The sequence below is a fragment of the Limnovirga soli genome, assembly GCF_013106755.1.
In the GTDB taxonomy this organism is placed as follows: Bacteria; Bacteroidota; Bacteroidia; order Chitinophagales; family Chitinophagaceae; genus Limnovirga; species Limnovirga soli.
In genome coordinates this window covers 236,888-263,830 of the sequence record NZ_WHPF01000001.1, presented here as the reverse complement: position 1 = coordinate 263,830, position 26,943 = coordinate 236,888, and the positions used below count along the sequence as shown (strand labels likewise).

Annotated in this window: 21 protein-coding genes; 12 read left to right on the top strand and 9 right to left on the bottom strand. The window is 39.8% G+C overall.

What is annotated here, in order from left to right; translation table 11 throughout:
• Positions 1–83: 83 nt before the first annotated feature.
• Positions 84–1,607, top strand: a complete 1,524-nt coding sequence (locus tag GD597_RS00975; RefSeq protein WP_171605925.1) for a glutamate synthase subunit beta — start codon at positions 84–86, stop codon at positions 1,605–1,607.
• 191 nt (positions 1,608–1,798) lie between these two features.
• Here the strand turns inward: GD597_RS00975 and GD597_RS00970 are convergent, their stop codons facing one another.
• From GD597_RS00970 to GD597_RS00960, 3 genes are all read right to left on the bottom strand, one after another.
• Positions 1,799–2,278: a hypothetical protein gene (locus GD597_RS00970; protein WP_171605924.1), complete on the bottom strand. Its 480-nt coding sequence runs from the start codon at positions 2,276–2,278 to the stop codon at positions 1,799–1,801.
• Positions 2,279–2,574: 296 nt separating this feature from the next.
• On the bottom strand, positions 2,575–4,563 hold the full coding sequence (locus tag GD597_RS00965; protein ID WP_171605923.1) for a S9 family peptidase: 1,989 nt from the start codon (positions 4,561–4,563) through the stop codon (positions 2,575–2,577).
• A gap of 341 nt (positions 4,564–4,904) precedes the next feature.
• The gene (locus GD597_RS00960; RefSeq protein ID WP_171605922.1) at positions 4,905–5,288 is read right to left on the bottom strand and encodes a hypothetical protein; all 384 of its coding nucleotides are present in this window, start codon (positions 5,286–5,288) and stop codon (positions 4,905–4,907) included.
• 389 nt (positions 5,289–5,677) lie between these two features.
• Here GD597_RS00960 and GD597_RS00955 point away from each other — a divergent pair, with 389 nt between their 5' ends.
• Positions 5,678–5,956, top strand: coding sequence for a hypothetical protein (locus GD597_RS00955; protein WP_171605736.1), 279 nt, complete (start codon positions 5,678–5,680; stop codon positions 5,954–5,956).
• 138 nt (positions 5,957–6,094) lie between these two features.
• Positions 6,095–8,596, top strand: a complete 2,502-nt coding sequence (locus GD597_RS00950; protein ID WP_171605921.1) for a M14 family metallopeptidase — start codon at positions 6,095–6,097, stop codon at positions 8,594–8,596.
• A gap of 226 nt (positions 8,597–8,822) precedes the next feature.
• On the opposite strand, the gene rsmI is transcribed toward GD597_RS00950, so the two are convergent.
• The 5 genes from rsmI to GD597_RS00925 form a co-directional block, all read right to left on the bottom strand.
• Positions 8,823–9,491 carry a 16S rRNA (cytidine(1402)-2'-O)-methyltransferase gene (gene rsmI, locus GD597_RS00945; protein WP_171605920.1) on the bottom strand — a complete coding sequence of 223 codons (669 nt, stop codon included), beginning with the start codon at positions 9,489–9,491 and terminating at the stop codon, positions 8,823–8,825.
• A gap of 66 nt (positions 9,492–9,557) precedes the next feature.
• Entirely contained in the window at positions 9,558–9,806 is a 249-nt protein-coding gene (purS, locus tag GD597_RS00940; protein ID WP_171605919.1) for a phosphoribosylformylglycinamidine synthase subunit PurS, read from the bottom strand.
• Positions 9,803–10,567 (bottom strand): CDP-diacylglycerol--serine O-phosphatidyltransferase, encoded by a 765-nt coding sequence (gene pssA / locus GD597_RS00935; protein WP_171605918.1) that lies wholly within the window; start codon positions 10,565–10,567, stop codon positions 9,803–9,805. Before pssA ends, purS begins: the two co-directional genes overlap by 4 nt.
• A gap of 55 nt (positions 10,568–10,622) precedes the next feature.
• Complete coding sequence (locus GD597_RS00930) at positions 10,623–11,912, bottom strand: aminopeptidase P family protein (protein WP_171605917.1); 1,290 nt, start codon at positions 11,910–11,912, stop codon at positions 10,623–10,625.
• A 191-nt stretch (positions 11,913–12,103) separates the two neighbouring features.
• Positions 12,104–12,619, bottom strand: a complete 516-nt coding sequence (locus GD597_RS00925) for an acyl-CoA thioesterase (RefSeq protein WP_171605916.1) — start codon at positions 12,617–12,619, stop codon at positions 12,104–12,106.
• Positions 12,620–12,848: 229 nt separating this feature from the next.
• On the opposite strand from GD597_RS00925, the gene GD597_RS00920 reads away from it, so the two are divergent.
• From GD597_RS00920 to GD597_RS00885, 8 genes are all read left to right on the top strand, one after another.
• Positions 12,849–14,231 carry an alpha-amylase family glycosyl hydrolase gene (locus GD597_RS00920; protein WP_171605915.1) on the top strand — a complete coding sequence of 461 codons (1,383 nt, stop codon included), beginning with the start codon at positions 12,849–12,851 and terminating at the stop codon, positions 14,229–14,231.
• An 83-nt stretch (positions 14,232–14,314) separates the two neighbouring features.
• Positions 14,315–14,761 (top strand): RrF2 family transcriptional regulator, encoded by a 447-nt coding sequence (locus GD597_RS00915; protein WP_171605914.1) that lies wholly within the window; start codon positions 14,315–14,317, stop codon positions 14,759–14,761.
• A 117-nt stretch (positions 14,762–14,878) separates the two neighbouring features.
• Positions 14,879–16,291: an alginate export family protein gene (locus tag GD597_RS00910; protein WP_171605913.1), complete on the top strand. Its 1,413-nt coding sequence runs from the start codon at positions 14,879–14,881 to the stop codon at positions 16,289–16,291.
• 101 nt (positions 16,292–16,392) lie between these two features.
• Complete coding sequence (locus GD597_RS00905; RefSeq protein WP_171605912.1) at positions 16,393–17,373, top strand: PstS family phosphate ABC transporter substrate-binding protein; 981 nt, start codon at positions 16,393–16,395, stop codon at positions 17,371–17,373.
• 276 nt (positions 17,374–17,649) lie between these two features.
• Positions 17,650–18,534 carry a phosphate ABC transporter permease subunit PstC gene (pstC, locus tag GD597_RS00900; RefSeq protein ID WP_216368484.1) on the top strand — a complete coding sequence of 295 codons (885 nt, stop codon included), beginning with the start codon at positions 17,650–17,652 and terminating at the stop codon, positions 18,532–18,534.
• The gene (gene pstA, locus GD597_RS00895) at positions 18,531–19,421 is read left to right on the top strand and encodes a phosphate ABC transporter permease PstA (protein WP_171605911.1); all 891 of its coding nucleotides are present in this window, start codon (positions 18,531–18,533) and stop codon (positions 19,419–19,421) included. Before pstC ends, pstA begins: the two co-directional genes overlap by 4 nt.
• A gap of 40 nt (positions 19,422–19,461) precedes the next feature.
• Positions 19,462–20,274, top strand: coding sequence for a phosphate ABC transporter ATP-binding protein (locus GD597_RS00890; protein WP_171605910.1), 813 nt, complete (start codon positions 19,462–19,464; stop codon positions 20,272–20,274).
• Positions 20,275–20,511: 237 nt separating this feature from the next.
• Complete coding sequence (locus tag GD597_RS00885; RefSeq protein ID WP_171605909.1) at positions 20,512–21,489, top strand: PstS family phosphate ABC transporter substrate-binding protein; 978 nt, start codon at positions 20,512–20,514, stop codon at positions 21,487–21,489.
• A gap of 195 nt (positions 21,490–21,684) precedes the next feature.
• Here the strand turns inward: GD597_RS00885 and GD597_RS00880 are convergent, their stop codons facing one another.
• Positions 21,685–24,969 (bottom strand): caspase family protein, encoded by a 3,285-nt coding sequence (locus GD597_RS00880; protein ID WP_171605908.1) that lies wholly within the window; start codon positions 24,967–24,969, stop codon positions 21,685–21,687.
• A 483-nt stretch (positions 24,970–25,452) separates the two neighbouring features.
• Here GD597_RS00880 and GD597_RS00875 point away from each other — a divergent pair, with 483 nt between their 5' ends.
• On the top strand, positions 25,453–26,925 hold the full coding sequence (locus GD597_RS00875) for a T9SS type A sorting domain-containing protein (RefSeq protein WP_171605906.1): 1,473 nt from the start codon (positions 25,453–25,455) through the stop codon (positions 26,923–26,925).
• Positions 26,926–26,943 lie beyond the last annotated feature (18 nt).

The following is a 26,943-nucleotide window of genomic DNA, read 5'->3' as shown; positions in this document are numbered from 1 at the left end:
ACGTTCAGCACAATAATGAGCAAAGCACAAACAAATGCCCTGTTTTAAACAAATAACTTATAACGTAAAACTTATAATACATCATGGGTAAACCAACAGGATTTTTAGAGTTTACAAGAGAACTGCCTTCTAAAAGGCCCGTGCAGGAGCGTTTACAGGATTATAAAGAATTTGTACAGCGTTTCCCCGATGAAAAATTAAATCAGCAGGCCAGCCGTTGTATGAACTGCGGAATTCCCTTCTGCCATAATGGTTGTCCCTTAGGCAATGTAATTCCCGAGTTTAATGATGCCGTGTACGATAAAAACTGGAAAGAAGCATACGATATTCTTACTTCCACCAATAATTTCCCTGAGTTTACCGGCCGCATCTGCCCCGCACCATGCGAAAGTGCTTGTGTACTGGGTATCAACCAGCCGGCAATCGCTATCGAAGAAATTGAAAAACATATTATTGAAATAGCTTTTGATAAAGGTTTTGTAAAAGCCCGTAAGCCCAATATTCGCACAGGCAAAAAAGTGGCTGTTGTAGGTTCTGGTCCGGCAGGTTTAGCCGCCGCCGCCCAGCTTAACTATGCAGGGCATACCGTTACCGTATTTGAAAGAGACGATGCCGCCGGCGGTTTACTACGTTATGGCATACCCGATTTTAAAATGGAAAAATGGGTAATAGACAGGCGGGTAGCTTTAATGGAAGAGGAAGGTGTAGTATTTAAATACAATGCCAATGTGGGCGTAAATGTTAGCCTTAACGATCTGATGAGGGAATACCATGCCATTGTACTATCCGGTGGTTCTACCTCTCCAAGAGATTTAGCCATTTCCGGACGTGAACTTAGTGGTGTTTACTATGCCATGCAGTTTTTAAAACAACAAAACAAACGCGTTGCAGGTAAAGATCCATTGGCAAACCCAAATATTGAAAGCAATATTCATTTCGAAGAATTAAGCGCAAAAGGTAAACATGTAGTGGTTATTGGCGGTGGCGATACCGGCAGCGACTGTGTAGGTACTTCAAATCGTCATGGTGCAGCTTCCATCACACAATTCGAGTTATTGCCCCAGCCACCGGCAGGCCGCACACAACATATGCCATGGCCAACATATCCTATGACGTTAAAAACATCTTCCTCCCACGAAGAAGGTTGTGAACGCCAATGGGCGGTTGCTACTAAAAGTTTTATTGGCGACGAAAATGGTAAACTTAAGGCCTTACGTATTGTAGACCTTGAGTGGAAAATAACCGAAGATGGCCGCCCTGCCAGCTTTATAGAAAGAGAAGGCAGCGAAAGGGAAATACCTTGCGAACTTGCATTACTGGCCATGGGTTTTGTACACCCGCAACACGAAGGCATGATTGAAGAACTTGGTGTTGAACTGGATGAGCGTGGTAATGTAAAAGCTGGTGAAAAAGCATTTCAAACCAATATTTCAAAAGTATTTACTTGCGGCGATATGCGCCGTGGCCAATCGCTGGTGGTTTGGGCCATTAGCGAAGGCCGTGAATGTGCCCGTAAAACCGATGAGTTTTTAATGGGCTATTCCTTACTTGAAAGTAAAGATGAAAGCTTTGCAGGTCATGTGCCCTTAAAGCCAATTGGATACTAACAAGTACTACTTTTTTATAAAAGGCAATCAGTTAAATGGTTGCCTTTTTTTATTGTTTTTATTCCATTATTATTGGCCAAATAGTAATACTTAACCTGGCTTTACTTGCGTCGCACTCTTGTGCTGGCAGATACTTTATGCAGCAGTTTTACATTCATTATGGGCGTTACAAGCAGGTTAGTTAATTAGTATCAGTTTGGAGTTTTTTCTACTTTTCTTTCAGGATGGAATTTATAATAATCATGTTCAGGATTTTGTTGCCATATAAACATATAACCGGTTGCTATTACTTCCATCTTAAAATTGCGCTTTACATAAAACAGGTTTTCTGTAAATGCTGCTACCCAAATACTAAATATAGCAATTAACATAGCTATTAAAATCATCGGAATTATAATTAGTTTGGGTATTTTATTTATGTGCAAATACCGCATAATCAACCAAATTAACAGGTAGGTAGCAGCAAAGTAAACAAGCCAGTCAATTAAAAACTCCATTACAAATATTTGTAATGACATAGAAGTATGCCATCCATTACAAACAAAGGGTAATGGAAAACCAGTAAAAACAGTATCGGGTGCATCTTCTGGTAAAGTGTACCACCATTTGGTAAAACTAAATATCAAAATAATGCTTAATGGAAGTGCCAGTTTCCATACCTTTTTTTTCATTAAGTTGATGCTTTTATTACTTTTTTTTTGAGCTTAATACCGATGCCATTATTTAAATATTAAAGGAATAACCTGCTGTTATTCCTTTAATAAACTAATTGTATACAATCAGGTTTTACCTTGGTAAATAGCTTTGTAGCTGCATAAACTCATTGTGCATAAAATCACTTTGTTCTGCAATTTTGCATAAGTTAAGCTATTGTATTAAAAAAGCTCCTTATATAATCCGGCAGTACAAGTGAGTGACACAAGTAAAGCCAAATAGTTATTCTACAGCCGGCTACCACATTACTAATCTATTTAAGATAAGTATTAAACCAGTTTACATAACGGGTGTATTTATCTACCTGATAGCTTGGCGTGCTAATACCATGGTGTTGCCCAGGATAAATGACCAATTGCGTAGGCACCCCGTTTGATTGTAAGGCCTGGTACATTTGCTCGGCACCAATAGTTGGTACATTAAAATCTTTTTCGGCTGCCATAAAAAGAGTTGGCGTTTTTATTTTATCGGCTTTAAAGAAGGGGTAGGAGAGTTTAATCCATTTGTCCATATTTTTCCATGGCACACCCAGCTCGGTTTCGTATTGGGTAATGTACTGGTCGTACCCATACATGCTTAGTTGTAATGCACTGCCAGCACCGCTGCAGGCGGCTTTAATGCGGGTATCGCTGGCAATTGTATAATCGGTGAGTATGCCACCATAACTCCATCCGCACATACCTATACGGTTGGCATCGGCAATGCCCTGTGCAACCAGGTAATCGGCAGCCCCTAAAATATCCATTACTTCTTTATTGCCCCAATCGGAATAAATGGCACGAATATAATCCAGCCCACGGCCATCACTGCCCCTGTAATTTACTTGAGCAACAGCATAACCGGCACTGGCCATAGTTTGCGCAATAATGTCGAACTCAAAATTATCCTGTGCCACAGGGCCGCCATGTATATATAATACCAATGGTAATTTGGCGCCGGCTACTGCATTTACCGGTTTGTATAATATACCTGATACAATAGTACCATCTTTACTTTTGCTTTTAAAACCGCTTGCAGTAGCTATTTGCAGTGGACTTGTAAAGGAATCCTGCACATGGGTTATTTGGCGGTTATTGCCGTTTTCTAAAGCGTAAATTTCAATAGGGGTGGTTATATTGGTGAATAAGGTTGCATAGGCGCCGCTGGCGGGGTTTAGCTGTATATCGTAAAAAGCCTGTTCGCCGGTAAATAATTTTTCCATGGTGCCGCTACCGGTTTTAAAGGAAACAATATTTACACTGCGGTCATCATCCATTAAACCAACAATGGCTTTGCCATCTTTACTCCAGCATATATTGTGTATATTTCTATCGGTATTTTTTGATAATAATACCGGGCTGCCACCTGAAACGTTTATAGTAGCAACCATATTTAAGCCATACATGTTAAAAGCCTCGCTGCTGGTGCCTTGCAGGTAAGCAATGGTTGTACCATCAGGGCTAAATATAGGTGAATGGTCTGTACCCGGCCAGGTTGTTAATTGTTGCATTGCAGCACCGGGTTTTGTATCCATTATATAAATATCTGTATTCTCATTTTTATCCGGCTCTGCGGTGCGGTTACTGGCAAATACAATGCGTTTGCCATCGGGACTAAAATCGGGATCAACTTCATCATATTTACCGGTGGTTAGGGTATCGATGGTTTGGGTGTTTATATCCAGCAAATACAAATGAGTAGCCCGCCTGTCAAGATAGCCCACATAATCCTGTTTAAAATGGTAGCGGTCTATTACATATGGGGTACGCACTTCTGATGAAGCGGTATCGGTAAAATCTTCGTCTTGCATTACCAATAAAACTTTTTTACCATCGGGGCTCCAGATATAATTACTAATATCTCCTTTTACGCTGGTAATTTTTTTACCCTCGCCGCCACGCCTGTCTAAAAGCCATAACTGGTTTTGGTCGTTTTTATCATCATCACCTGTTTTACGGTCGGATAAGAAAGAAATAAAACGGCCGTCCGGACTAAACTTAGGCGATGATTCGCTGCCTGCGCTATTGGTTAATTGCAGCTGTTGAGTGCCATCCCAGCTAATCATCCACAAATGGGTATTGCGTTTGTCCTTGGCGCTATCTACAGTGCTTAATTCGTAGGCAATCCACTGGCCATCCGGCGAAACCTGTGGGGCATTAATATCCTGTAAGCGATATACATCCTTTGGTGTAAGCGGTCTTTTGGTTTGTGCCTGAACTTGCACCACAGCCAAAACAATCAAAATAACTATATACTTTTTCATGAACAATGGTTTTTAAAATTATTTGGAGCCCAACTTACGTAATTCTATGCAACTTTACTTGCCACGCTCGGTTTATCGTTCGGTTTTTATGGCAACTATTTCATGGGCAATCAATAAAACAAAATCATAGCCGCATTTAATGCAATGCAAATAAAAAAATTAAGCAGTTGTGCATACGTAAAATAAGATGTATAAATAGCAAGTTTTAGAATAGCGCTTTAACATATGGGCACCTAAAAAGTTTTTTGTTGCCTGTATAAAAAGGCAACAAAAAGCCCATTGCAAAAATGCAACGGGCTTATACCAAATAAACCAAACAAGAAAAATGTATAATGGAGTAATTATATTTTTTCAATATCCTGTAGCAAGGAAACTTCATCATTGCTAATGCTGATGGTTTTATACGAACTGGCATTTTCCAGATAGGCAATATATACATCGCTATAACCCGGCTGCTCAATTTTTTGAATACCGCTAATGGTGTATTTATCAAACACAGTTTTTATTTTATCAATCAGTTGTTTGTCCAGATTATCCATGTTAAACTGCTGAATGGTATATACCCACTCGCCCTTGTGGTTATAGGCTACAGTAGCATCTCTGCCTTCTACAATTGTGTGTACGGTGTAGCCATTGTCTTTTGTTTTTGTAGTGGCTGCAAAGCTGGTATTTACCATTAATAATGCGGCCAAACCCAATGTGATGCTGAATAATTTAATTTTCATGATTGCTTTTTTTTTAATGTTTATTGAATGTTTTTTTTGATAGAAAATGGTTGCTGTAACCAGCTTTGTTTTCTTTCGTAACACAAAACTAGCTGGCATTAAAAGTTAAGAAATGCTAAAAGCGTTCAATACCAAAAATGCCGCTACCAATTAGCGTTTATTTTCTACAAGTAGTATTTAAACGCATTGATTGCTGGTTGATGGTGAAGAAATAAATAGTGTATATGGTGCAATACATTTTATTGTATTAATGCCGCCACAAAGCTGGAACCCCGAACCGGGCGTGGCAAGCGGTGATGCCAGATGAACCAATGCCGGTAACAAAAAATAGTTGCTTTTTTCTGTAATAATTGTAGCCCTGCTGCAACAGATAGTATAAAAAATAAATTATGACACAGGAACAACCCATTAAAAACGCTTCCTCAGCTAAACAGGTGCCAGCCGCATTTTACAAATGGGCATATGGTTTTTTTGTAGTAGCCGGCTTATGCTGGATTATTTTTTCTGATGATTTTATGACAGGTGTTAGCCAGTTGGGAATAGCACTTATTTTTGATCCATTTGACCAGAAAGTGCGTTGGAACAACCGGCCATTATACCAACGTGTTTGGCTAATAGTACATGTTTTTTTAGTGCTGGGTTTATTTGCCTATCACCTTTTCGCGTAGTAATTATGGTGTTGCTAAGCAGCATAATTACAATAAAAAGCTGCTTTTTTTGCACTCATCCTTTTTTAGGGTTTTATTCCATTGCTTTTTTGGCAACGAGGTTTTCTTTCAATATTTTCACCGCTTACAATATTGATTATGAAAAAATTACTCGTTGTACTTTGCCTGATTGGGTCGTTTAGTTTTACGCATGCACAAACAGTGCCTTCTCCGGAACAATTTCTGGGTTATAAAGTGGGTACCCATTTTACGCGCCACTATCAGGTGCTTAACTATTTTGCTGCAGTGGCTGCCGCCCGGCCCGATATGATTAAGTTACAACAGTATGGTGCCACTAATGAAGGCCGCCCCCTTATGGTGGCATTTATAGCTACACCCGAGCACCTGAAAAACCTGGAATCTATCCGCTTAAATAATTTGCGACTGGCTGGACTTGCAAAAGATAAAATGGCCCCGGTAACTGATGGCACCCCCGCTATAGTTTGGTTTAGCTATAATGTACATGGTAACGAGCCGGCATCCAGCGAAGCATCTATGTTGATGTTGTATGCATTGGTTGAACCGAATAATACACAAACAGCCGCCTATCTAAAAAATACCGTAGTGGTTATTGACCCTTGTATTAATCCAGATGGAAGAGACAGATATGTAAACTGGTTTAATAATGCGGTGGGCACCAACTATAATGCGGATCCTTCTGCAAGAGAACATATGGAGCCATGGCCGCAGGGAAGAAGTAACCATTATAATTTTGACCTTAACCGTGATTGGGCCTGGCAAACACAGGTAGAAACCCAGCAACGCATGCAATTATACAACGCCTGGTTGCCTCAAGTGCATGTAGATTATCATGAGCAGGGGTATAATGAACCTTATTATTTTGCCCCGGCCGCAGAACCTTATCACGATGTAATAACGCCCTGGCAAAGAGATTTTCAAACATTGATTGGTAAAAACAATGCCCGTTATTTTGATGCCAACGGATGGTTATTCTTTACCAAAGAAAGGTTCGATTTATTGTACCCTTCTTATGGCGATACTTACCCCATTTATAATGGTGGTATTGGAATGACCTTTGAACAGGGTGGAATAAGGGCAGGTCTGGGTATTAGAACAAGTGATGGCGATACCCTAACCCTTGTTGACAGGGCACAACACCATTTTACTACGGGTATATCTACCTTAGAAGTGGCTTCAAAAAATGCTGACAAGCTAATTACCGAGTATAAAAAATTCTTTGATAATAATAGAAATGCAGTTGGATCGGATTATAAAACCTATGTACTTACCGCCGCAGATGCCGGTAAATTACAGGGTGTGGCAGATTTATTACAGCGCAACGGTATTGAATTCGGTACCGTAAATACTACCAGTTTTAAAGGGTATAATTATTTTACGGGCAAGGAAGAAACCTATAGCGGCGAAGGCTTTCAGCTGGCAATTACCGCCTACCAATCAAAAAGTAAATTGCTGAAAGTGTTGTTTGAACCTAAAACCTATATCAGTGATTCTGCTACTTATGATATTACTGCCTGGAGCATACCTTATGCATATGGCGTAAAAGCCTATGGGGTAAAAGAGAGGCTGGATATTGCAGCCTATGTTCCGCTTGCTGCTGCTACTGCAGTTAGCACCGAGTATGGGTTATTACTGCCATATAAATCTTTAAATGCAGCAAAAGCACTTAGTTACCTGTTGCAGCACCATGTAAAAGTGCGTTTTAACGAAAAGCCATTTACCTATAATGGCAAAAATTACGACAGGGGAACGCTTATTGTTTTAAAAACCAGTAATGTACCCAATTGGAAAGAGATTACCAACCAGGCATGCAGCCAATACAATATACAGGCTGATGCCATTGCCACCGGCATGGTAGATGCGGGTACCGATTTTGGTTCGCCCGATATTAAATTTGTAAAAGCACCTAAAGTGGCTTTGCTTACAGGTAATGAGGTATCTCCATATGCAGCCGGTGAAATATGGAACTTTTTTGATCAGTCGCTGCATTATCCTATAACGCAGATTATGGCAGATAATTTGGGCAATGCCCTTGCCAACTATGATGTGATCATAATGCCTGATGGTTATTATGGCTCATTCGACGATAAAAACATAGCTACCCAGTTAAGAAGCTTTTTACAGCGAGGTGGTAAAATTATTGCATTGGAAGGTGGTGTGCAGCAACTTGCCGGTATGGATATGGGCATTACATTAAAAAAATCTGATGACGATACCAGTAGTTTAACTGCTGCTGATGCCATGCAAAAAAAATATGCCAACAGGGAAAGAGATGATTTACCCAATGCCATACCCGGTGCCATTTTTAAGGCGGTGCTCGATAATACGCATCCGTTGGCATTTGGTTACCCCGATTTTTACTATACACTTAAACAGGATGGCAAACTATACGACTATTTAAAAGGTGGCTGGAATGTAGGTGTACTGCCTGCTGCAGGTTATGTGAGCGGTTTTGTTGGCAGTAAATTAAAGCCAACCATACAAGATGGTTTAGTGATAGGTGCTACAGAATATGGTAATGGCAATATTGTATTTTTTGCCGACGATATAATTTTCAGAATGTTTTGGGAGAACGGGAAATTGTTGTTAAGCAATGCTGTTTTTTTAGTGGGTATGCGTTAATACTTGTTATAGCCCGGCAGTAGTTTTTTGGGCAACTTTACTTGCGTCGCACACTTGTGCAACAGAATGGATGGCAGCTTATAAATACAATACATGATTTGTGTTTGGATGTTATAGCAGTTGCACAAAGTATCCAACAGCACAAGTGTGCGACGCAAGTACAGCCGATTAGCTGCCTGTTGCCGGGCACATCATTTTTTGCTTAATTATCTTTAACGGGGGAATTTTAATCATCTACACCCTGCAACACAATTACAATTTCGCCTTTTACGGTTTTGGCTGCAAAATGATCGTGTACCTGTTGCAGGCTGCCACGAAAGGTTTCTTCAAATAGTTTGGTTAGTTCGCGGCTAACACTACATGGGCGTTCGGCGCCAAAATATTCAATAAATTCTTTTAACGTTTTTACCAGCCGTACGGGGCTTTCGTAAATAACCATGGTACGCTCTTCGGTAGCCAGTTTTTTTAGCATGGTTTGGCGACCTTTTTTCAACGGCAAAAATCCTTCAAATACAAAGCGGTTAATGGGCAATCCGCTGTTTACCAGCGCCGGCACAAAAGCGGTAGCGCCTGGCAGGCATTCTACCTTTATATTTTGTTTTACACATTCCCTTACCAGCAAAAAAGCGGGGTCGCTAATGCCCGGGGTTCCGGCATCGGTAATAAGTGCCATGGTTTTACCGGCAAGTAACTGATCGGCAATATGCTGTACAATTTTATGTTCGTTGTGCTGGTGATATGGGGATAGTGGTTTTTGAATATTGTAATGCTGCAGCAGGCGGGAGGAGGTTCGGGTATCTTCACATAAAATTACATCGGCCTGTTGCAATATTTCCAGCGATCGCAGGGTAATATCTTTTAAATTGCCCAGTGGTGTGGGTACGAGGTATAACATGGTTGGGGAAGCGATAAATGGAGATACAGAAAGCAATAACAGGTATTGCTTTCTGTATCAATATGGCTAATTGATCATTTCAATTTCGTAGAACTCCATTACCGGATTAGCCAGTAATTTTTTGCAGGCATCATCAGCAATGGCTTTGGCAGCATCTGCAGAATCGGCTTCAATTTGTAAAGTAATATGCTTACCTATTCTTACATCTTCGATGGTACTGATGCCTAAATTTTTTAAACCGCCCATTACCGCTTTGCCTTGTGGGTCTAATAAATCTTTTAAAGGCATTACTTTGATTTGTACATTATACGTCATGATTGTTGCTGTTTATTGAGCAAAGATAAAATTACATAGGCTATAAATGTTACGGGTACTGCCATCCATTGAAAAATAAATGCAGATACCAGCGCAATTGCGGCTATAATGATAAAAGGCATTAATTTTTTTACCGTTGGCGCTTTAAATTTTAATGCCATCATGGGCAGGGTAGAAACCATCAGGTAGCTTATAATAGCAATAACGGCCATCCAGAACCACTGATTTTGCATAAGTTGTATTACCCATGCATCGTTGCTAAACCAATAAATTAAAGGAAATGAGGCAATTAGCAGGCCTGCCGCTGGTATGGGTACCCCCTTAAAACCATGGCTTTGGGTGGTATCAATATTAAATCGGGCCAGGCGGTACGCACCGGCGCAGGGTACAATAAATGCGGGTAATAACCATAGAGTGCTAATGTCTAAACCATCTTCCTGCTGGGCATAGCTAAGGCGTAAAAACTGGTAAATAATAAGTCCGGGTGCCACACCAAAACTTACCACATCGGCTAAAGAATCCAGTTGTTTGCCCATTTCGGAGGAGGCTTTTAATAAGCGGGCTACAAAGCCATCCAGAAAATCTATAACAGCCGCACAGGCAATACAGATGGATGCCATATATAATTTTTCAGGCAGAATTATCAGCGATTCGCCACTATCAGAACCGGTTAAGATAAGGCCATTTTGCATAATAAATACAATTGCCATTGTACCAAAAACCAGATTGAGTAAAGTAAAAATATTGGGAATTTGTTTCATGCCCTATGCGCTTAAGCTTTGTTGATTAGTGAAAATTAGTTTGTGTTTGCAGCGCTTAACGCTTCATCAGTTTTTCTATTTCTTCTGCAGTAATTGGTATGTTTTTCATTAAATCAATATGGCCGGTTTTGGTTAGCCAAATATTGTTTTCAATACGTATGCCCATTTGTTCTTCTTCTATATAAATGCCTGGTTCTACGGTTAACAACATACCGGCTTTTAATGGTTCGGTTTTGGTACCCAGGTCATGTACATCTACGCCCAGATGATGCGAGATGCCATGGTATAAATATTTACGATATGCCCTGTTATTTTTGTCCTCATTCTTTACATCTTCTTTTGTAATAAGGCCAATCTTTAAGAATGTTTTGGTGGCTTCGTCGCCTACTTTATCGTGATAGGCCAGAATGGTAATGCCCGGCTTTAAAATACTTTTTGCATAATTGTGTAAATGCAGGCAGGCATTGTATACTTCTTTTTGTCTTTTGGTAAACTTGCCATTTACGGGTACGGTCCGTGTTAAATCTGCTGCATAACCGCCATAGTTGGCGCCAAAATCCATTAAAATCAGTTCGCCATCCTTACATTCCTCGTTATTGCTAACATAGTGCAGGGTGCGTGCCCTGTCTCCGCTGGCTAATATGCTGCCATAGGCTTCGCCACGTGCACGGTTACGCAAAAATTCGTGCACAATTTCGGCCTCAATTTCATATTCCATAACACCTGGCTGTATAAAACCCAGCAGGCGGCGAAATGCTTTTTCAGTTATATCAATGGCTTTTTGCAGTACAGCGGTTTCCAGCCTGGATTTTACTGCACGTAATTGCAGCATTATTTTGGCTGAGCGTTCAAATTGATGCAGCGGATAGCGGGCTTGTATTTCTTTTATAAAGCGATAATCACGGGTTTCTATCAGGCTGCCTTTACGATCGTTCTCGTTGGTGTTTAAATAAATTATATTGGCTAAATGAATCCATGGTTGCAATAATGCATCCAGGCTATCGAGCCATACAATGGTACCAATACCACAAATGGCGGTAGCTTCATGGGCACGGTGCCTTTTGCCATCCCATTTTTCTTTTAATTCATTAGGCCTTACCAAAACCAGTACTTCTTTGTATTTAGGGTCGGGACAATCCGGAAATAAAATCACCATAGTATCTTCCTGCTCAATGCCGCAAAGCCAATATAAATCGCTGTTTTGCTGAAAACGATATAGCGCATCGCCATTGCTGGGCACTTCATCATTGCTGTTAAAAATGGCAATGCTGTTGGGTTTCATGGCGGCCATAAACCTTTTACGGTTGTCTATAAATATCTGAGGATTAAGTGGCAAGTGTTTCATATATGATTGTATTATTCCGGGTGATTAACGTGGTTGTTTTTATTTTATTTTGATACTTGCAATATACTGTAATTGTTCCTGCAGCTTTTATTTTATTAACCAACTTATCTATAAACCCTTTTGCCGCCAAAAGATATGGTGATGAAAGGATTGCGACGCAAGTAAAGCTGCTATACTAACTATAGCTGGTATTATGATTTAAAAAACAATGCCCTTAATTCACTGGCATCGTCGGGGTTCATTTTACCTGCCAATATAAGGCGTAACTGGCGCCTGCGTAAAGCGCCATCGTATAAGGCCTGTTCTTCGGCAGTTTCTGGAATAAGTGCAGGCACTTTGCGTGGTTTGCCATTGGGGTCCAAGGCTACAAAAGTAAAATAGGCTTCGTTGCTTTCGTAGCGGTATTGGTGTAAAGAGTCTTCGCCCCATACCCTCAGGTGTACTTCCATAGAGGTATTAAAGGCGCGGGAAACCTGTGCTTCTATATGTACAATATTACCCAGTTTAATAGGGTTTTTAAAGCTAAGATTGTCTACACTGGCCGTCATACAAGGGGCATTGCAATGTTTGCCACTGGCAATTCCGGCGGCAATATCCATCCAATACATTAGCCTGCCACCCATAAGGTTGCCAAAAGTATTGGTATCGTTAGGCAGTACCAGTTCGTTCATAATGATAAAACTTTCACTAGCCGTTTTACTTTCCATTTTATTCATTTGCGGCAAAGATAAATGCAAGCCTTTGTTTTTGTGTAATGAGGTTAGTAAAACAACAATATTGGGCCGGGCAATAGTGCCATAATGCGGCTTTACTTGCGTCGCACTCTTATACTTTCTGTACAATGGGCGGCAAATAAATAAATTTGATGTGTAAGTTGTACACATTAAATTTATCAATACATTTGTTCAGTTTTACAAACTATAAAATCTAACGCATATGCTACCGCTAAAAAAATTATTATTGGCCCTGTTTGTTATGGCCGCAATGGTATCTTGTAACTCAACCGGCAACTCAGCTGATGGTGCCGCAGCAAATACCGACAGTGCCGCCAAAACAGATGGTCATCCATCCTGGATTATGCAAGGCAATATTTATGAAGTGAATGTACGCCAATACACTCCCGAAGGTACTTTTAACGCCTTTGCGGCCAACCTGCAACGACTGAAAGATATGGGGGTACAAACACTTTGGTTTATGCCAATTACCCCAATTAGCAAAGTTGACAGAAAAGGGGAGCTGGGAAGTTATTATGCTGTTAGCAATTATACGGCGATCAATCCCGAGTTTGGTACTATGGACGATTGGAAGGCGTTGGTGAAAAAATGCCACGATTTGGGTTTTAAAGTAATTATCGATTGGGTACCCAACCATACCGGCGGAGATCATTACTGGCTTACAGAACATCCTGATTTTTATGTACAGGACTCAGTAACTGGTAAAGCTTTATCGCCTTATGATTGGTCTGATACCCGCAAACTAAATTATGCAAATCCTGTGTTAGAGGATAGCATGATAAATGCCTTAAAATTCTGGATTAAAGAAAGCGATATTGATGGTTTCAGATGCGATGTAGCCGGCGATGTGCCGGACGCTTTCTGGAAAAAATGTATCCCTGCCTTACGTGCCGAGAAAAATATTTTTATGCTGGCCGAGGGCAATAAAGCCTCCTTGCAAGAGGATGGATTTGATGCCACTTATACCTGGGATGAATTTTCTATGATGAAACGTATTGCAAAAGGAGAGCGCCCTGCATTTGCATTGGATAGTGTACTTAACAGGGTAGATAGCACCTTCCCTAAAACAAGATTGCTGATGTATTTTACCAGCAATCATGACGAGAACAGCTGGAATAAAGCTGATTACGCCACCATGCCAGGTGATAGCCATGCTCCATTTGCAGTGTTAACACAAACCATTGGTAAGTCGGTTCCATTAATCTATAGTGGCCAGGAAGAACCTTACCTGGATAGCATTAGTTTCTTTTATAAAGACACAATTAGTTTTAGCAAATTTGGCCGTGCTGATTTTTATACCAAGCTGTTAAACCTGCGTAAAACCAATACAGCACTGGCTGCCAATGCAGCATTTACAAAAATTGCTACCAGTAATGATGGGGCCATTTATGCATATAGCCGGGAGAATGGAAAAGATAAAGTGGTTGTTTTATTAAACCTTAGTGCTACCCCACAAACTTTTACATTAACAAGTGCTGATATTAGCGGCAATGCCACTAATATTTTTACCGGAAAAACGGAGGCTGTAACTAAGGGCCAGTCATTTAATTTGGCTGCCTGGGGCTATTTAGTGTTGAGTTATTAACATAGTTGATCGAAAAGCAATATGAGCGGAAGTTTAAGTACTTTTGTGGGGATAGGAATTGCATTGATTATATATACGTTCTAATGATTTCTAAGAAGACTAAATACGCCATTAATGCCCTTGTTTACCTTGCCAGGCATCACAAGGAACATGAACCCATACAAATTAGCAGGATTGCTGAAAGTGAACATATACCACGTAAGTTCCTGGAAGCGATATTGCTTGATATGAAGAATGCCGGCATTTTAAGTAGCCGAAAAGGCAAAACCGGTGGATATTATTTACACAAAACTCCCGATGAGATCAATATAGCAGAAGTAATGCGGTTGTTCGATGGACCAATCGCATTACTGCCCTGCGTAACCCACAACTACTACGAAAGGTGCGAAGAATGTAAGGATGAAGCCACCTGCGGTATTCGTTCTGTTTTTGCAGATGTGCGCAATGAAACAGTAAATATGCTTAAAAATGCCACATTGCAAGCTATTATGGACCGTTCTGAAGCTATGCAAAAGGCCCTGGAAAAATAATTTTTTCTTCTGAAATGCCCTCAAATCCTGAAAAAAAAAGGAAATTCTAAAATTTTATTAAATTTTAATTCCTATTAATCCGATGGGATATGTATGTTTGCTAAAACATTTTAACATATGGCAAACCACAGAAGATCAAAACTAACCCTTATTGCTTTTGCATTGTTCGTTTCTATTACTGCATTTTCTCAAGACTCAACCAAAACAAAACTTAGTTTAAGTGACTCATTAAGAATAGCTTATGCAAAGATTGATTCTTTGAAAATTGCCACAACCCCAACCAAAAAGGAAAACTCACTAACCATTTCCCTTGATTTAAGAACCAGAACTGAATTAAAGCATGGTTACAGAACAATCCCTACACAGGATACCTTAGCAGCTGTTTTTACCAATCAGCGTACCCGTATCAATTTTGACTTTAAAGGTAAAAGGCTTGATTTCTTTGCCTCCTTACAAGATACCAGACAGTGGGGCCAGCAAGATCCCCGTGAAGGTCAAACAGTATCATCTCCAACACCAGCTACTACTTACCCGTTATACATGTTTGAAACATATATCGAACCCCATTTTAATGATAAATGGTCTGTTAGAATTGGCCGCCAGCGTGTTATGTATGACAACCAGCGTTTATTTGCTGAAAATGATTGGCGCCTCCCAGGTAATTCTCATGACGCGGTTAGACTTATCTATAACAACAAAATAAACTTTACCAACGAATTTCTAGGTGCATATAACCAATATGGTGAAAATACATTTACAAGTAACTATAAACCAACTGGTTTCTCCAACTATAAAGTGTTATTGGTAGATTATTTAAACTGGAAAATAAGCGACAAAGTAAATTTTCTAACCATTAACACCGCCGATGGTTACCAAAGCTCTAAACCCAATGATTATAAAACCACTTATATGCGTTTTACCAATGGCGGCCGTTTAGAATATTCTACCTATAACTGGTATGTAACTTTTAGTGGTTATTATCAACATGGTAAGGATTCTTCTGGAGTAAAAATGAAAGCTTTCTATATTCAGCCAGAAATAAAATATACCAACCAAAAACTTACAGTAAGGTTAGGTATGGAATATGTTAGCGGTCAGGATACTTCCAAGCATGAAACTGTTGATAAAAACTTTGTACCATTATACGGTGTTGCGCACAGATTTATGGGTAATATGGATTTCTTTACCACCTTCCCTACAGATTTAAACAAAGCTGGTTTGGTAAACCCTTATCTGTTTTTCTCTTACCAAAAGAAGAAAGTATTAATTCGCTGCGAAAATCACCTTTTCTACTCACAATCACGGTTCCTGAACAAAGGGGTAGAAATCAAAAAATACCTTGGATTTGAAAACGACTGGCGCATCAACTACAAACCAACATCTGTAATAGATATTGAAGGTGGATTTTGCTGGGCGGTTCTTACCGAATCTGCTACCATTATCAAAAAAGGCGGAGATACCAAGGCTTTCCCTTATTTCAGCTATCTAAGTCTCAAGTTTACACCAACATTGGGCAAATTCACTTTCTAATTAGCTGATAAACAATTTACTAAGACGACTAGATCAGGTTATGCCTTAAAAGTCTATTAAGTATATAGAATTAAATGAAAAAACTTAAAAAGTAAACAAACATGAAAAAAAGAACATCCCTGCTGGCAACAGCACTGTTTGCCCTACTGCTCAGCACCACGGCAAGCCCTAAACACAACCCCGATGGTACACCCGATGATAGTGTAACCACTGTATCTATTTCTTTTTCCGGCGCATTTGCCTTGTACCCGTTGGTACAGGTTTGGGCCGAGGAATACAATAAAACACATCCCGATATCCGCTTCGATATTCAGGCGGGTGGTGCTGGTAAAGGATTAACAGATTGTTTAACAGGCGCCGTAGATATCGGCATGTTTTCCCGTGAATTAACCGATGCTGAAAAAGCAAAAGGTGTTTGGTGGCTAGCACTTTGTAAAGATGCGGTACTGCCAACAATGAATGCCAAAAACCCCAATTTAAAATCATTACAAATACGGGGTATTAAAAAGGATGAGTTCAAAGGCATTTTTGCTGATAAAACCATTGATACCTGGGACGATTTACTAGGCACTACCAGCAAATCAACAAAGAAAATTAATGTTTATACAAGGGCTGATGCAGCAGGTGCAGCCGATGCCTGGGCTGGTTTCTTTGGTAAAAAGCAAGAGAACATGAAAGGTATTGGCGTATCAGGCGATCCTGGTGTGGCAGATGCTGTACGTAAAGACTTAAATGGTATTGGTTATAACAACACCCTGTTTGTATACGATGCCGCAAGTGGTAAAAAACTACCGGGTATTGAAGTAGTGCCTATCGATGTAAATGGCAATGGAACCATTGATGCTGATGAAAATTTTTATGGTAACCTAAGAAGTTTTCTTAAAGCTGTAAACGATGGTAAATACCCTTCGCCACCAGCCAGGCAGTTATACTTTATTACCAAAGGCAAAACACAGAAAAAAGAAATTCTCGATTTCTTTAAATGGGTATTAACCGATGGTCAAAAATTTGTAAACAGCGCCGGTTATGTGCCTTTGCCAAAAAATACACTTGGAGAGCAATTAAAGAAAATAGCTAAATAGTTATTGCATCAACCAACCAAAGGCAATGCCTGTATGTAGCCCGGCTATGGCTTTATATGGCATCGCCTCTTGCGTCGCACTCTTGTACTTCATCACATTTGGCAGCATATAACAGCTGCATAGCATTGGTACAGTTGAAGAGTGCGACGCAAGTAAAGCCCAATAATAGCTGTATTGCCGGGTTAATAAAAAGAACAATACTCAGTAACAAGCCATAACGCTCTTAGGTTGTATGGTTTGTTGCCGGGTTGTACTAAAACTTACAACTTAAAGAAAATGACAAAAAGAAATTTAATTGATAACATATCATCAAAATGGATGATTGTTTGCTTAAGTTTTTTTCTGCTATTACCAGTGGCTATTGCAACCGGCCTGGTACTTAAATCAGAAGACCTCTTAAGTGCACATTCATTATCCGATTTGATTTTTTCTTCAGATTGGTCACCCTCCGAAGGGCAATTTGGCTTTTGGCCATTTATCCTCAGCTCCTTGTGGGTTACTATAATTGCCCTCATAATTTCAATGCCGCTTTGTTTGCTGGCAGCTATTTACCTGTCTCAATTTGCTCCTAAATGGGTGCTGGAATTTATGCGCCCAGTAATTGATATCCTGGCCGGTATACCTTCTGTGGTATATGGGGTTTGGGGCGTATTGGTAGTAGTGCCTTTTGTTGGCGAAACAGTGGCACCATTTTTTAATAATGAGTCTTTGGGATATAGTATCCTGGCAGGTGCATTGGTATTATCGGTTATGAGTATCCCTTACATTTTAAACATGCTGCTGGAAGTATTCCGTCAGGTGCCCATTCAATTAGGCGAAGCTTCGCTGGCATTGGGTGCTACCAAATGGGAAACCATTAAGCATGTATATGTAAGAAAAGGTGCCACCGGTATCCTATCAGCATATGGTTTAGGTTTCTCAAAGGCATTGGGAGAAACCATTGCTGTTATGATGGTAATTGGTAACGTGGTACAGGAGCCTGCTTCTGTATTTGATGCCGGTTATCCATTACCTGCATTAATTGCCAATAACTATGGCGAAATGATGAGTATTCCGTCTTACGATTCGGCACTCATGTTTGGTTCGCTGCTGTTATTTGTAATAATCCTGGTCATCAATATTGTATTCCGTTATCTCATCTATAAATCTGAAGAAAAATGACACTAAGAAGAAAATGGGAAGAAACTTTTTTTCGCGTATTATCAGCAGCCGTTGCATTAATTGTTGTGCTGGTGCTGGCGCATATTATTTATACTATTATCAGTAAAGGTTTTTCAGCCCTATCCTGGGAAATATTATCTCAGGAACCTAAGGGTGGCTTTTATATGGGCGGTGGCGGTGGTATTTTAAATGCTATTGCCGGATCGTTCTACCTTGCTATTGGCGCCTCTTTACTGGCATTTGTAGTTAGTTTACCAGTAGCATTATTTATCAATATTTATTTAATCAGGTATAGCCGCCTGTTAATAGGTATTCGCTTTTTTCTGGATGTTTTGTGGGGCATACCTTCTATTGTATATGGTGCTTTTGCCTTTACCATTATGATTTATTTTGGCCTTAGAAATTCACTGGGTGCCGGTATTGTAACTGTTGGTGCATTAATTGCCCCCATTATGATCAGGGCCATGGATGAAGTACTAAAAACCATCCCCATTGGTTTACAGGAGGCATCCTACGCACTGGGATCTACCAAAACCGAAACAGCCTATAAGATTTTCTTTAAAAGGGCTTTGCCAGGTTTCGCTACCGCCGTATTACTTGCTTTTGGCCGCGGTATTGGCGATGCTGCTTCTGTGTTATTTACCGCTGGTTATACTGACCATGTGCCCCGTAACCTGAGTGACCCTACAGCCACATTGCCTTTGTCTATTTATTTCCAGCTGGGTTCTCCCATTGAGGCAGTACAGCAAAGGGCATACGCAGCTGCTATTATACTTACCATTATTGTATTGGTAATCAGTATAACAGCCAGGGTATTAAACAAGGGCAAGAATAAAAAGAAATTCAAAACATTTATTGCTTCTAAGCGCAAAAAAGCAAAAGCTTAGTAAGGGATATAACAAAACTCAAACAATTAAACTTATTATCATGTCAAACATCATCACATCAACAGATATAAATGCAGCACTGGGCAATAATGCCGGTAATGAAGTGCCTATTGTAAACATACGCAACCTTAATGTGCGCAGTAAATCTGCCCATATTTTAAAAGATATTAACCTGATTATTCCAAAAAATAAAATCACTGTTTTGTTAGGTCCATCAGGTTGTGGTAAAACCACTTTGTTAAAGTGCATGAACCGCTTAACCGATTTGTACAGTGAATTAAAACTAGATGGTTCAATAGAAATTGACGGAGAAGATATCTTAAGCGGTAAATACGATATTACCCAAATCAGACAAAAAATGGGTCTGGTGATGCAACGCCCTTTTCCTTTGCCAATGAGCATTTACGATAATATTGCTTACGGACTAAAATTAAAAGGCGTTACCAATAAAGCCATCATCAAAGAAAAAGTAGAAAAGCACTTAAAGGAAGTGGCTTTATGGGATGAGGTAAAAGACCGTTTAAAAACCTCTGCACAGCGTTTGTCAATTGGTCAGCAACAAAGATTGTGTTTGGCAAGGGGTCTTGCTGTGGAGCCGGAAATTATCCTGGCAGATGAACCAACATCAGCACTTGACCCTATCTCCAGCCGCGTTATTGAAGAGGAATTTTCAAACCTAAAAGATGATTATACCATCATCCTGGTAACGCATATTCTTCGTCAGGCAAAACGCCTGGCAGATTTTGTAGTATTCATGTACTACGGTGAAATTGTAGAATACGGGCCTGCAAATGAAATCTTCGAAAATCCTAAAACGGATATTTTGAAAGAGTATTTACAGGTAGGCCATTAATCAATATTATGGAGCGTGAACATACTAAAACACTATTAGTTTTTTCTTAAGTTTGAGTTTTAGTTCTACTAAAAGCGAGCTGCATTTCTATGCGGCTCTTGTTTCTTTTTTTTTAGCATTTTTTGCGCCTATACTTAAGGTGTCTGTTTGTAGAAATTCAACTCAAATTATTTTCAATACAATGTTTTTGGCAGCATCTTAAACAGTTCTAATGTATAACTACTCAAAACATGCAATATGAAAAAGCAAACCATTTTATTGTTGGCCATACTGTTTTCTTGTATCGCCAATGGGTGTAATAATTCAGATAATCAATCAGGCGAACAAGTATCCATCAGCGTTTCAGGGGCTTTTGCATTATATCCACTCATGCAGCAATGGGCGGATGCTTATCAGAAAATCCACCCCGAAGTTCGTTTCGATATACAGGCTGGTGGCGCCGGCAAGGGCTTAACTGATGTAATGATTGGTTCAGTAGATGTAGGCATGTTTTCCCGTGAATTAACCAATGTCGAAAAAGCCAAAGGCGTATGGTGGATTGCCTTATGTAAAGATGCCGTGTTGCCCACCGTTAACCCGCACAATGCCTATATGGAAATGCTGCAATTACGCGGGTTAAAAAAAGAAGAATTTAATACCATATTTACAGCGCATTACCCTTCTACCTGGGATAGTATTTTTAAAATTAATAATGTGCAAAAACATCCCATTAATGTATACACCAGGGCCGATGCGGCTGGTGCAGCAGAATCATGGGCAGAGTATTTTGGTAAACACCAGGATGATATTAAAGGAATAGGCGTATCCGGAGATCCGGGTGTGGCCGAAGCGGTGAAAAAAGATATCAACGGCATCGGTTACAACAACACTTTGTTTGTGTACGATATAAAAACCGGTGATAAAATTCCCGGACTGGAAATAATTCCTATCGATATTAATGGCAATGGAAGAATTGATGCCGATGAAAATTTTTATAAAGATCTATCTACTTTTCAGCAGGCATTAAAAGATGGCAAATATCCTTCGCCACCTTCCCGCAACCTCTATTTTTTAACCCGTGGCCGCACCCAGAATAAAGCCATCCTCGAGTTTTTTGAGTGGGCTTTAACCACCGGTCAGCAATATGTAAGTGGTGCAGGTTATTTACCCCTTACCAAAGAAGTTATTGATGAGCAGTTAAAGAAAATTGCTCCGGAATTACAATACGAACATTAATTGCCAATAGCTTTTTTTATTAGCCCGGCAATAAAGCAGTAATCTGCTTTACTTGCGTCGCACACTTGTGCGGTTGGAAAGTAAACTCAGCAGGAAAGGCTACAAAAAACTCATAGGTATTGCCGATGGTAATTACCGAACGTACAAGTGTGCGACGCAAGCGGTGATGCACCATGTACCACCGCCCGGCCAACATTATTTAATTACTTCTATCGGAAAGTCATTGCCATAACCATAACTGGCCGGGTATTGCGGACTACCCTTGTATTTCTGAGACAATTCGGGTACCTGTATTTCCAGATAAGCTTTAAGTTCGTTTACAGTAATTTGTTTATCGCCATTGGCAGCACCACCTTTTAAACCCTGTAATAAAGCATAGGTAAATACCCCATGCCCCAGCTGCGAAAATTCAGCTGCAAACTGCTCGCTACCACTTGCTGTAAGCCAATGGCTGCCTGTGCTTCGGGCTAATTGGGCAATAGCTTTTTCTTCTGCTGCACCTCGCATGGCAATGGCATCTATCATACCTGCACTTTGGCAGGCATCCAAAATAAATAATTGCTTTTGTGCCGGAATCTTTTTACTATAGTCCTGCAACTCTGTGGCCGAAATACCTTTTTGTTCTAACGCATCTTCGGCGCCATATAATTGTGTTACATCGTAGGGGACAATAAAAAATTCCTTGTTGTTTTTTGTATTGCTCATTACGCCATGGCCTGCATAATAAAATATAAACAAATCTTTTGGTTTAGCTTCTTTTATCACCGTTTGAAAAGTGCTTTCTATTTTATCTTTTAACGCATTCTCATCGGTAATAAAGTAAAGCTTGGTTTTTGAGAAAATGCCATTATTATTTTGTTGCATTTCATCTTTAAACGAACTGGCATCTGCTTTGGCATAATTTAAATTATACTTTGGGTTTTTGTAATTATCTATACCTATAACTACCAGGTGCAGTGTAACATCATCTATTGTTGGTGCCGGAATATTTTTGGCAGGTATAAAATTTACATCGGTTTCATCGGGCTGGCTTTCGGTGCGTTGTGTATTTAACGCAATGGCTTTAAAATTATTTATACCAGGTGCCAGTTTTATGGTAAATGTTTTGGTTAAACTTTTTTGATTATCATCTGCCACCACCAGGTTTCTGTTGGTGCCATCTATTAATTTTCCATTTAGGTACAGCCTTATTTCATCAATGGCATCTTCGTTGCATTCGGCCGTAACTTTGATGCTAATGTTTTCGTTGGTCCAGTCAATTTTTGCTATATCATCACCAACTACCAAATTGCGGGCTGCATCAAAACTCATTTTAACTTTTGGTGGTGCAGCCAGTTTATTTACATCTACATCAGGTGCGGGTAATGCATCATTTTGCATTATTCTGGCCAACAGGTTGGGGGTAAAAAATTTCTCGTATAAGTTATCCAATGGTATGGTTTCAATACCCTGTACATAATACAATTTTTTCATGGCATCTTCTGATGCATCAAATTGTCCGTTAGGTGTAACAATAACCCAGCTGCCATTGGTAAACATTACCAGTTTGGCCAGTTCAACACCTTTTTTGGCATCCCAAAAGCGCATGGTATTATCATTACCCGATGATACCAGAATGCCATTCGCCAGCCAGCGTACCTGTCTTACATAAGATTGGTGGCCTTTTAAAAATGCCGTATTTACAAACTCTTTTCTATTGTATACCCAAATTTCTTCATTGCGTACATAGGCAATTAAATTTAAGTCAGGCGATATAGAAACATTGGTTTTTTGTACATCAAAATCACTAATGCGTTCTTCGGTAAGGCTTAGGTTTAAGGAAGTTCCAACAGGTGGTTGCGGATGCGCCACATCATATTCAAACCACTTAGCTACGCCATATTTTTCTCCCTGAACATAATATAGCTTTTGTCCATCGGCAGTTAATTTTATTGCTTCCACATTATAGGCCTGGTAAAGATCTGCCAGTGATTTATTTTTTGCCAAATCAAAAACTACTGGCCTTTCTACTTTTACCGCCACAAAATTCCCGTCGGCAGAAAAGGAGCAAACACTTTTATCATCATTTAAATATTCATCCTTTTTTATTTTTTCTTTACCAAACATCATAACATCATTTGGTATTTCATTTAACAGGCTTCCGGTGGCCATATCATACACATCAATATAGTTTTTATAAGCCACCACCAGTTTTTTCTTATCCGGCGATATACCTAATGCGCCAACCTGCTTATCGGGTACACTAAAACTTAGATATGGTTGGTCAAATACCGGTGCTTTATACAGCTGTACTTCTTTTTGATTGTAGGTAGCTGTTAGGCTGGCATCAGCCGAAATGCCCACAATGCTCATTAGCTCATTGCTTTCTTTTTGAAAAGCGGCTGCGGTTACTTTGCCATTTTCCTGGCTACTGAAATACCCACAGGGCGAGTCGAAAACACCATCCAGTATAATACCCGTTGTGTTATTGGTAGCTGCTTCCCAAACCACAGGGGCAATGGCATCTTCTCCATAAATGCGTACCAGTTTTCCGGTGTTTAAATTGTATTGTTTAAGCGTGCCCTTAAATTTATCTCCGGCTACCAGCATATTACCAGAGGCGGCCATGCAAATAATATCTTCATCAGGGGTTTTAATTTCGCGTATTTTTTTGCCGGTTAAATAATTGGCAATACTAATAGCACCATCATCAGATAAGCATACCAAATCATTTTCACCAAAAGCAATTTGGTTTTTTAAAGAATTAAAATGATAAGAAGTAGGTATTTTAAAATCAAAACTGCGTACTGGGGATAAACTGGCTGCATCGCTTGTGCCAGGTACTGATTTATTCTTGCCTTTGTCAGTAAATCCTATCAGGCTGCCGGTGGGGGTAAAGCCCAAAAATATCTTCCCTGTTTCGGGCGAAAATGAATTGATTAGGCTGCCATTGCCTATATTAATTACCCTGATATAAAAGCCCGAAGCCACAAACAATTTATCTCCCTGTGGCGATAGGCTAATCACATCAGCGGATGCATTGGCATCAGCAAATAAAGCTTTCTCCCTATAGTTGGAAACATCTATTGAGGCGGTATTGAATCCATTGGTGTTTTCTTTATAAAGAATATACAAATTATTGCCACCCAAAACAGCATCGGTAGCGCCATGTTGTATGGTGTTTAGCAATTTAAAAGAAGGGAATGCATAAAAATAAATCCCTGATTTTGTGGTAACAATCAATTGTCTGTCATCTGTCGTTATTTGCATACTGGTAGGGAAGTCTTTTACTGGTAGGTTTTTTAGCAAACGCCCGTTTTTGGTATCCCATATTTTCACCCCCTTTGCCCCGGTGCCCACTGAGAAAAGAAATTTTCCATCAGCCGAAAATTTGGTAAGATATACCTGATCGCCATGGCCGGCGGGCACAATCAATTCAGGTGCCTGCGCTATTACTAACCGGCTTAACAATATGCACACAAATAACATTATTCTTTTCATGATCTTGTGGGTTTTAACCGTTCTAAAGATAGGGCTAAACTATACAATTTTAATACCCAATGCAAGGTATATCCAAGTGTTAAAAAGTTTGCATTTTTGGCCGGGCAACAGATACTATGGGCATCGCCGCTTGCGTCGCACTCTTGTGCGTTCAGGTAACATTGCAGCTGAAAATGGATGCTTATTTTTCCAATGTTAACACTAACTTTCTGCATTGTTTTGTAAACATATACTAACATTGTTTATTATGTTTTTTAAGTTTTTAGTTTAAATAAATCACCCTATATGAAAAGCCCCAAATTCCTGTAAAAACATAAGTGTGCAATGCAAGTAAAGTTGATGGTGGTGCTTTAGCCGGGCTAATAATAATCCCGGTTGGAAGGCCCAAGTTCCTGCACAGCATATTCCTCTTTTTTTTAAGGAACCCTAATGCCAACTTTCCACTGTTTTTAAATAATTACTTCCTCCAGGCAAAACATACATATGAGAAAAAATTTACTTATTACCCTGTTTGTGTTAGCAGCCACCACCATTAATGCACAGTGGAAATCAGATACTTTAAGTGTTGCAAGAAATGCAATACCAATGGGCGTATTCGCTAATAAAATTGTATTTGGCAGCACATCCGGCAATGCCTGGGATGTTTTTGATTTTAATACAAACAGCCATTCAACGGGCATTTTTTCCATATCAAGAGCCAGTATCAAATTTACACAGGCAGGTCATAATGCATATTTTGCCGGTGGCAAATATGGGCCATATACAGATCCGCTTTACACCAAAAATATTGATGTATATAACGATAGCTTAAATACATGGTCTGTACTAAACCTTTCTTTGGAAAGGATTGTAGGTGGCGCCGGTACAGTAGGTAGTAATGTACTATTTGCAGGTGGAATTGGCCGTGGATTTGGCGGCCCCGTTTATATATACAATCGTGTAGATATTTTTAATACTAATACAGGTGTGCGTACAACTGCAAGTCTATCTAAAGCCAGAGATAATATTGCTGTAGGTACGGCCGCAAATAAAATTGTTTTTGCCGGGGGATGGTTTTGGGATATTTATTACAATATGGTGCAAACTAATGCGATAGATATTTATGACGATGCTACTGGTTTATGGTCAAATGCCAGCTTGTCTGTTAAACGTGAAGGTATTGCTGTGGCTACTTTAGGCAATAAGATCTTGTTTGCAGGTGGTACTGCTTATACAAATACCACCAAAATATACACCAATGTAGATATTTATGATGCCGTGGCTAATACCTGGACTGTGAGTTATATGCCCAATGCACGGTCCTATGCTACCGCTGTTACTGTAGGTTCTAAAGCCTATTTTGCAGGTGGAGCCAAAAAAGTAAATGCGATAGATGTGTATGATGCAGGGACGAATAGTTGGAGCCAATTATTTATGCCGGTGGCATTAAAAGGGTTTTCGGCCACAGCCGCAGGGGATAAAATTTACTTTGCGGGCGGTTATGATAGAAGAAATTTTATTTCCGGATTGGTGCAGGTGTATAATACGGTAACCGGTACATGGGCTATTGAACAACTTTCACAGCCACGTTATGGTGTTTCTGCGGTTGCAAAGGGTAGCACAATATTCTTTGCAGGTGGTATAAAAGCACCTTACAGCACTATTACTTATAGCAATATGATAGATATTTTTCAACCATTGCCAATGGCTGTGAAAGCCAATGCCAGTCAAGCTTTGCAAAATGAAACGTTCGGCATATATCCTAATCCAGCCAAAGATGTGGTGTATATTAAAACTGGCAATACATTATTGCAAAATGCAACTATTAAAATTGTAAATAGTGCCGGGCAAACAGTTTTGTATAAATCGCAAACCGGCAATTTGCTGGATATAAGTGCACTTCAAAATGGATTATACCTGATGCATATTATAAACAATGGAAAAACAGCAAGTGCCAAATTGCTAATTGCGCATTAAACTGCATTTTATAAATAA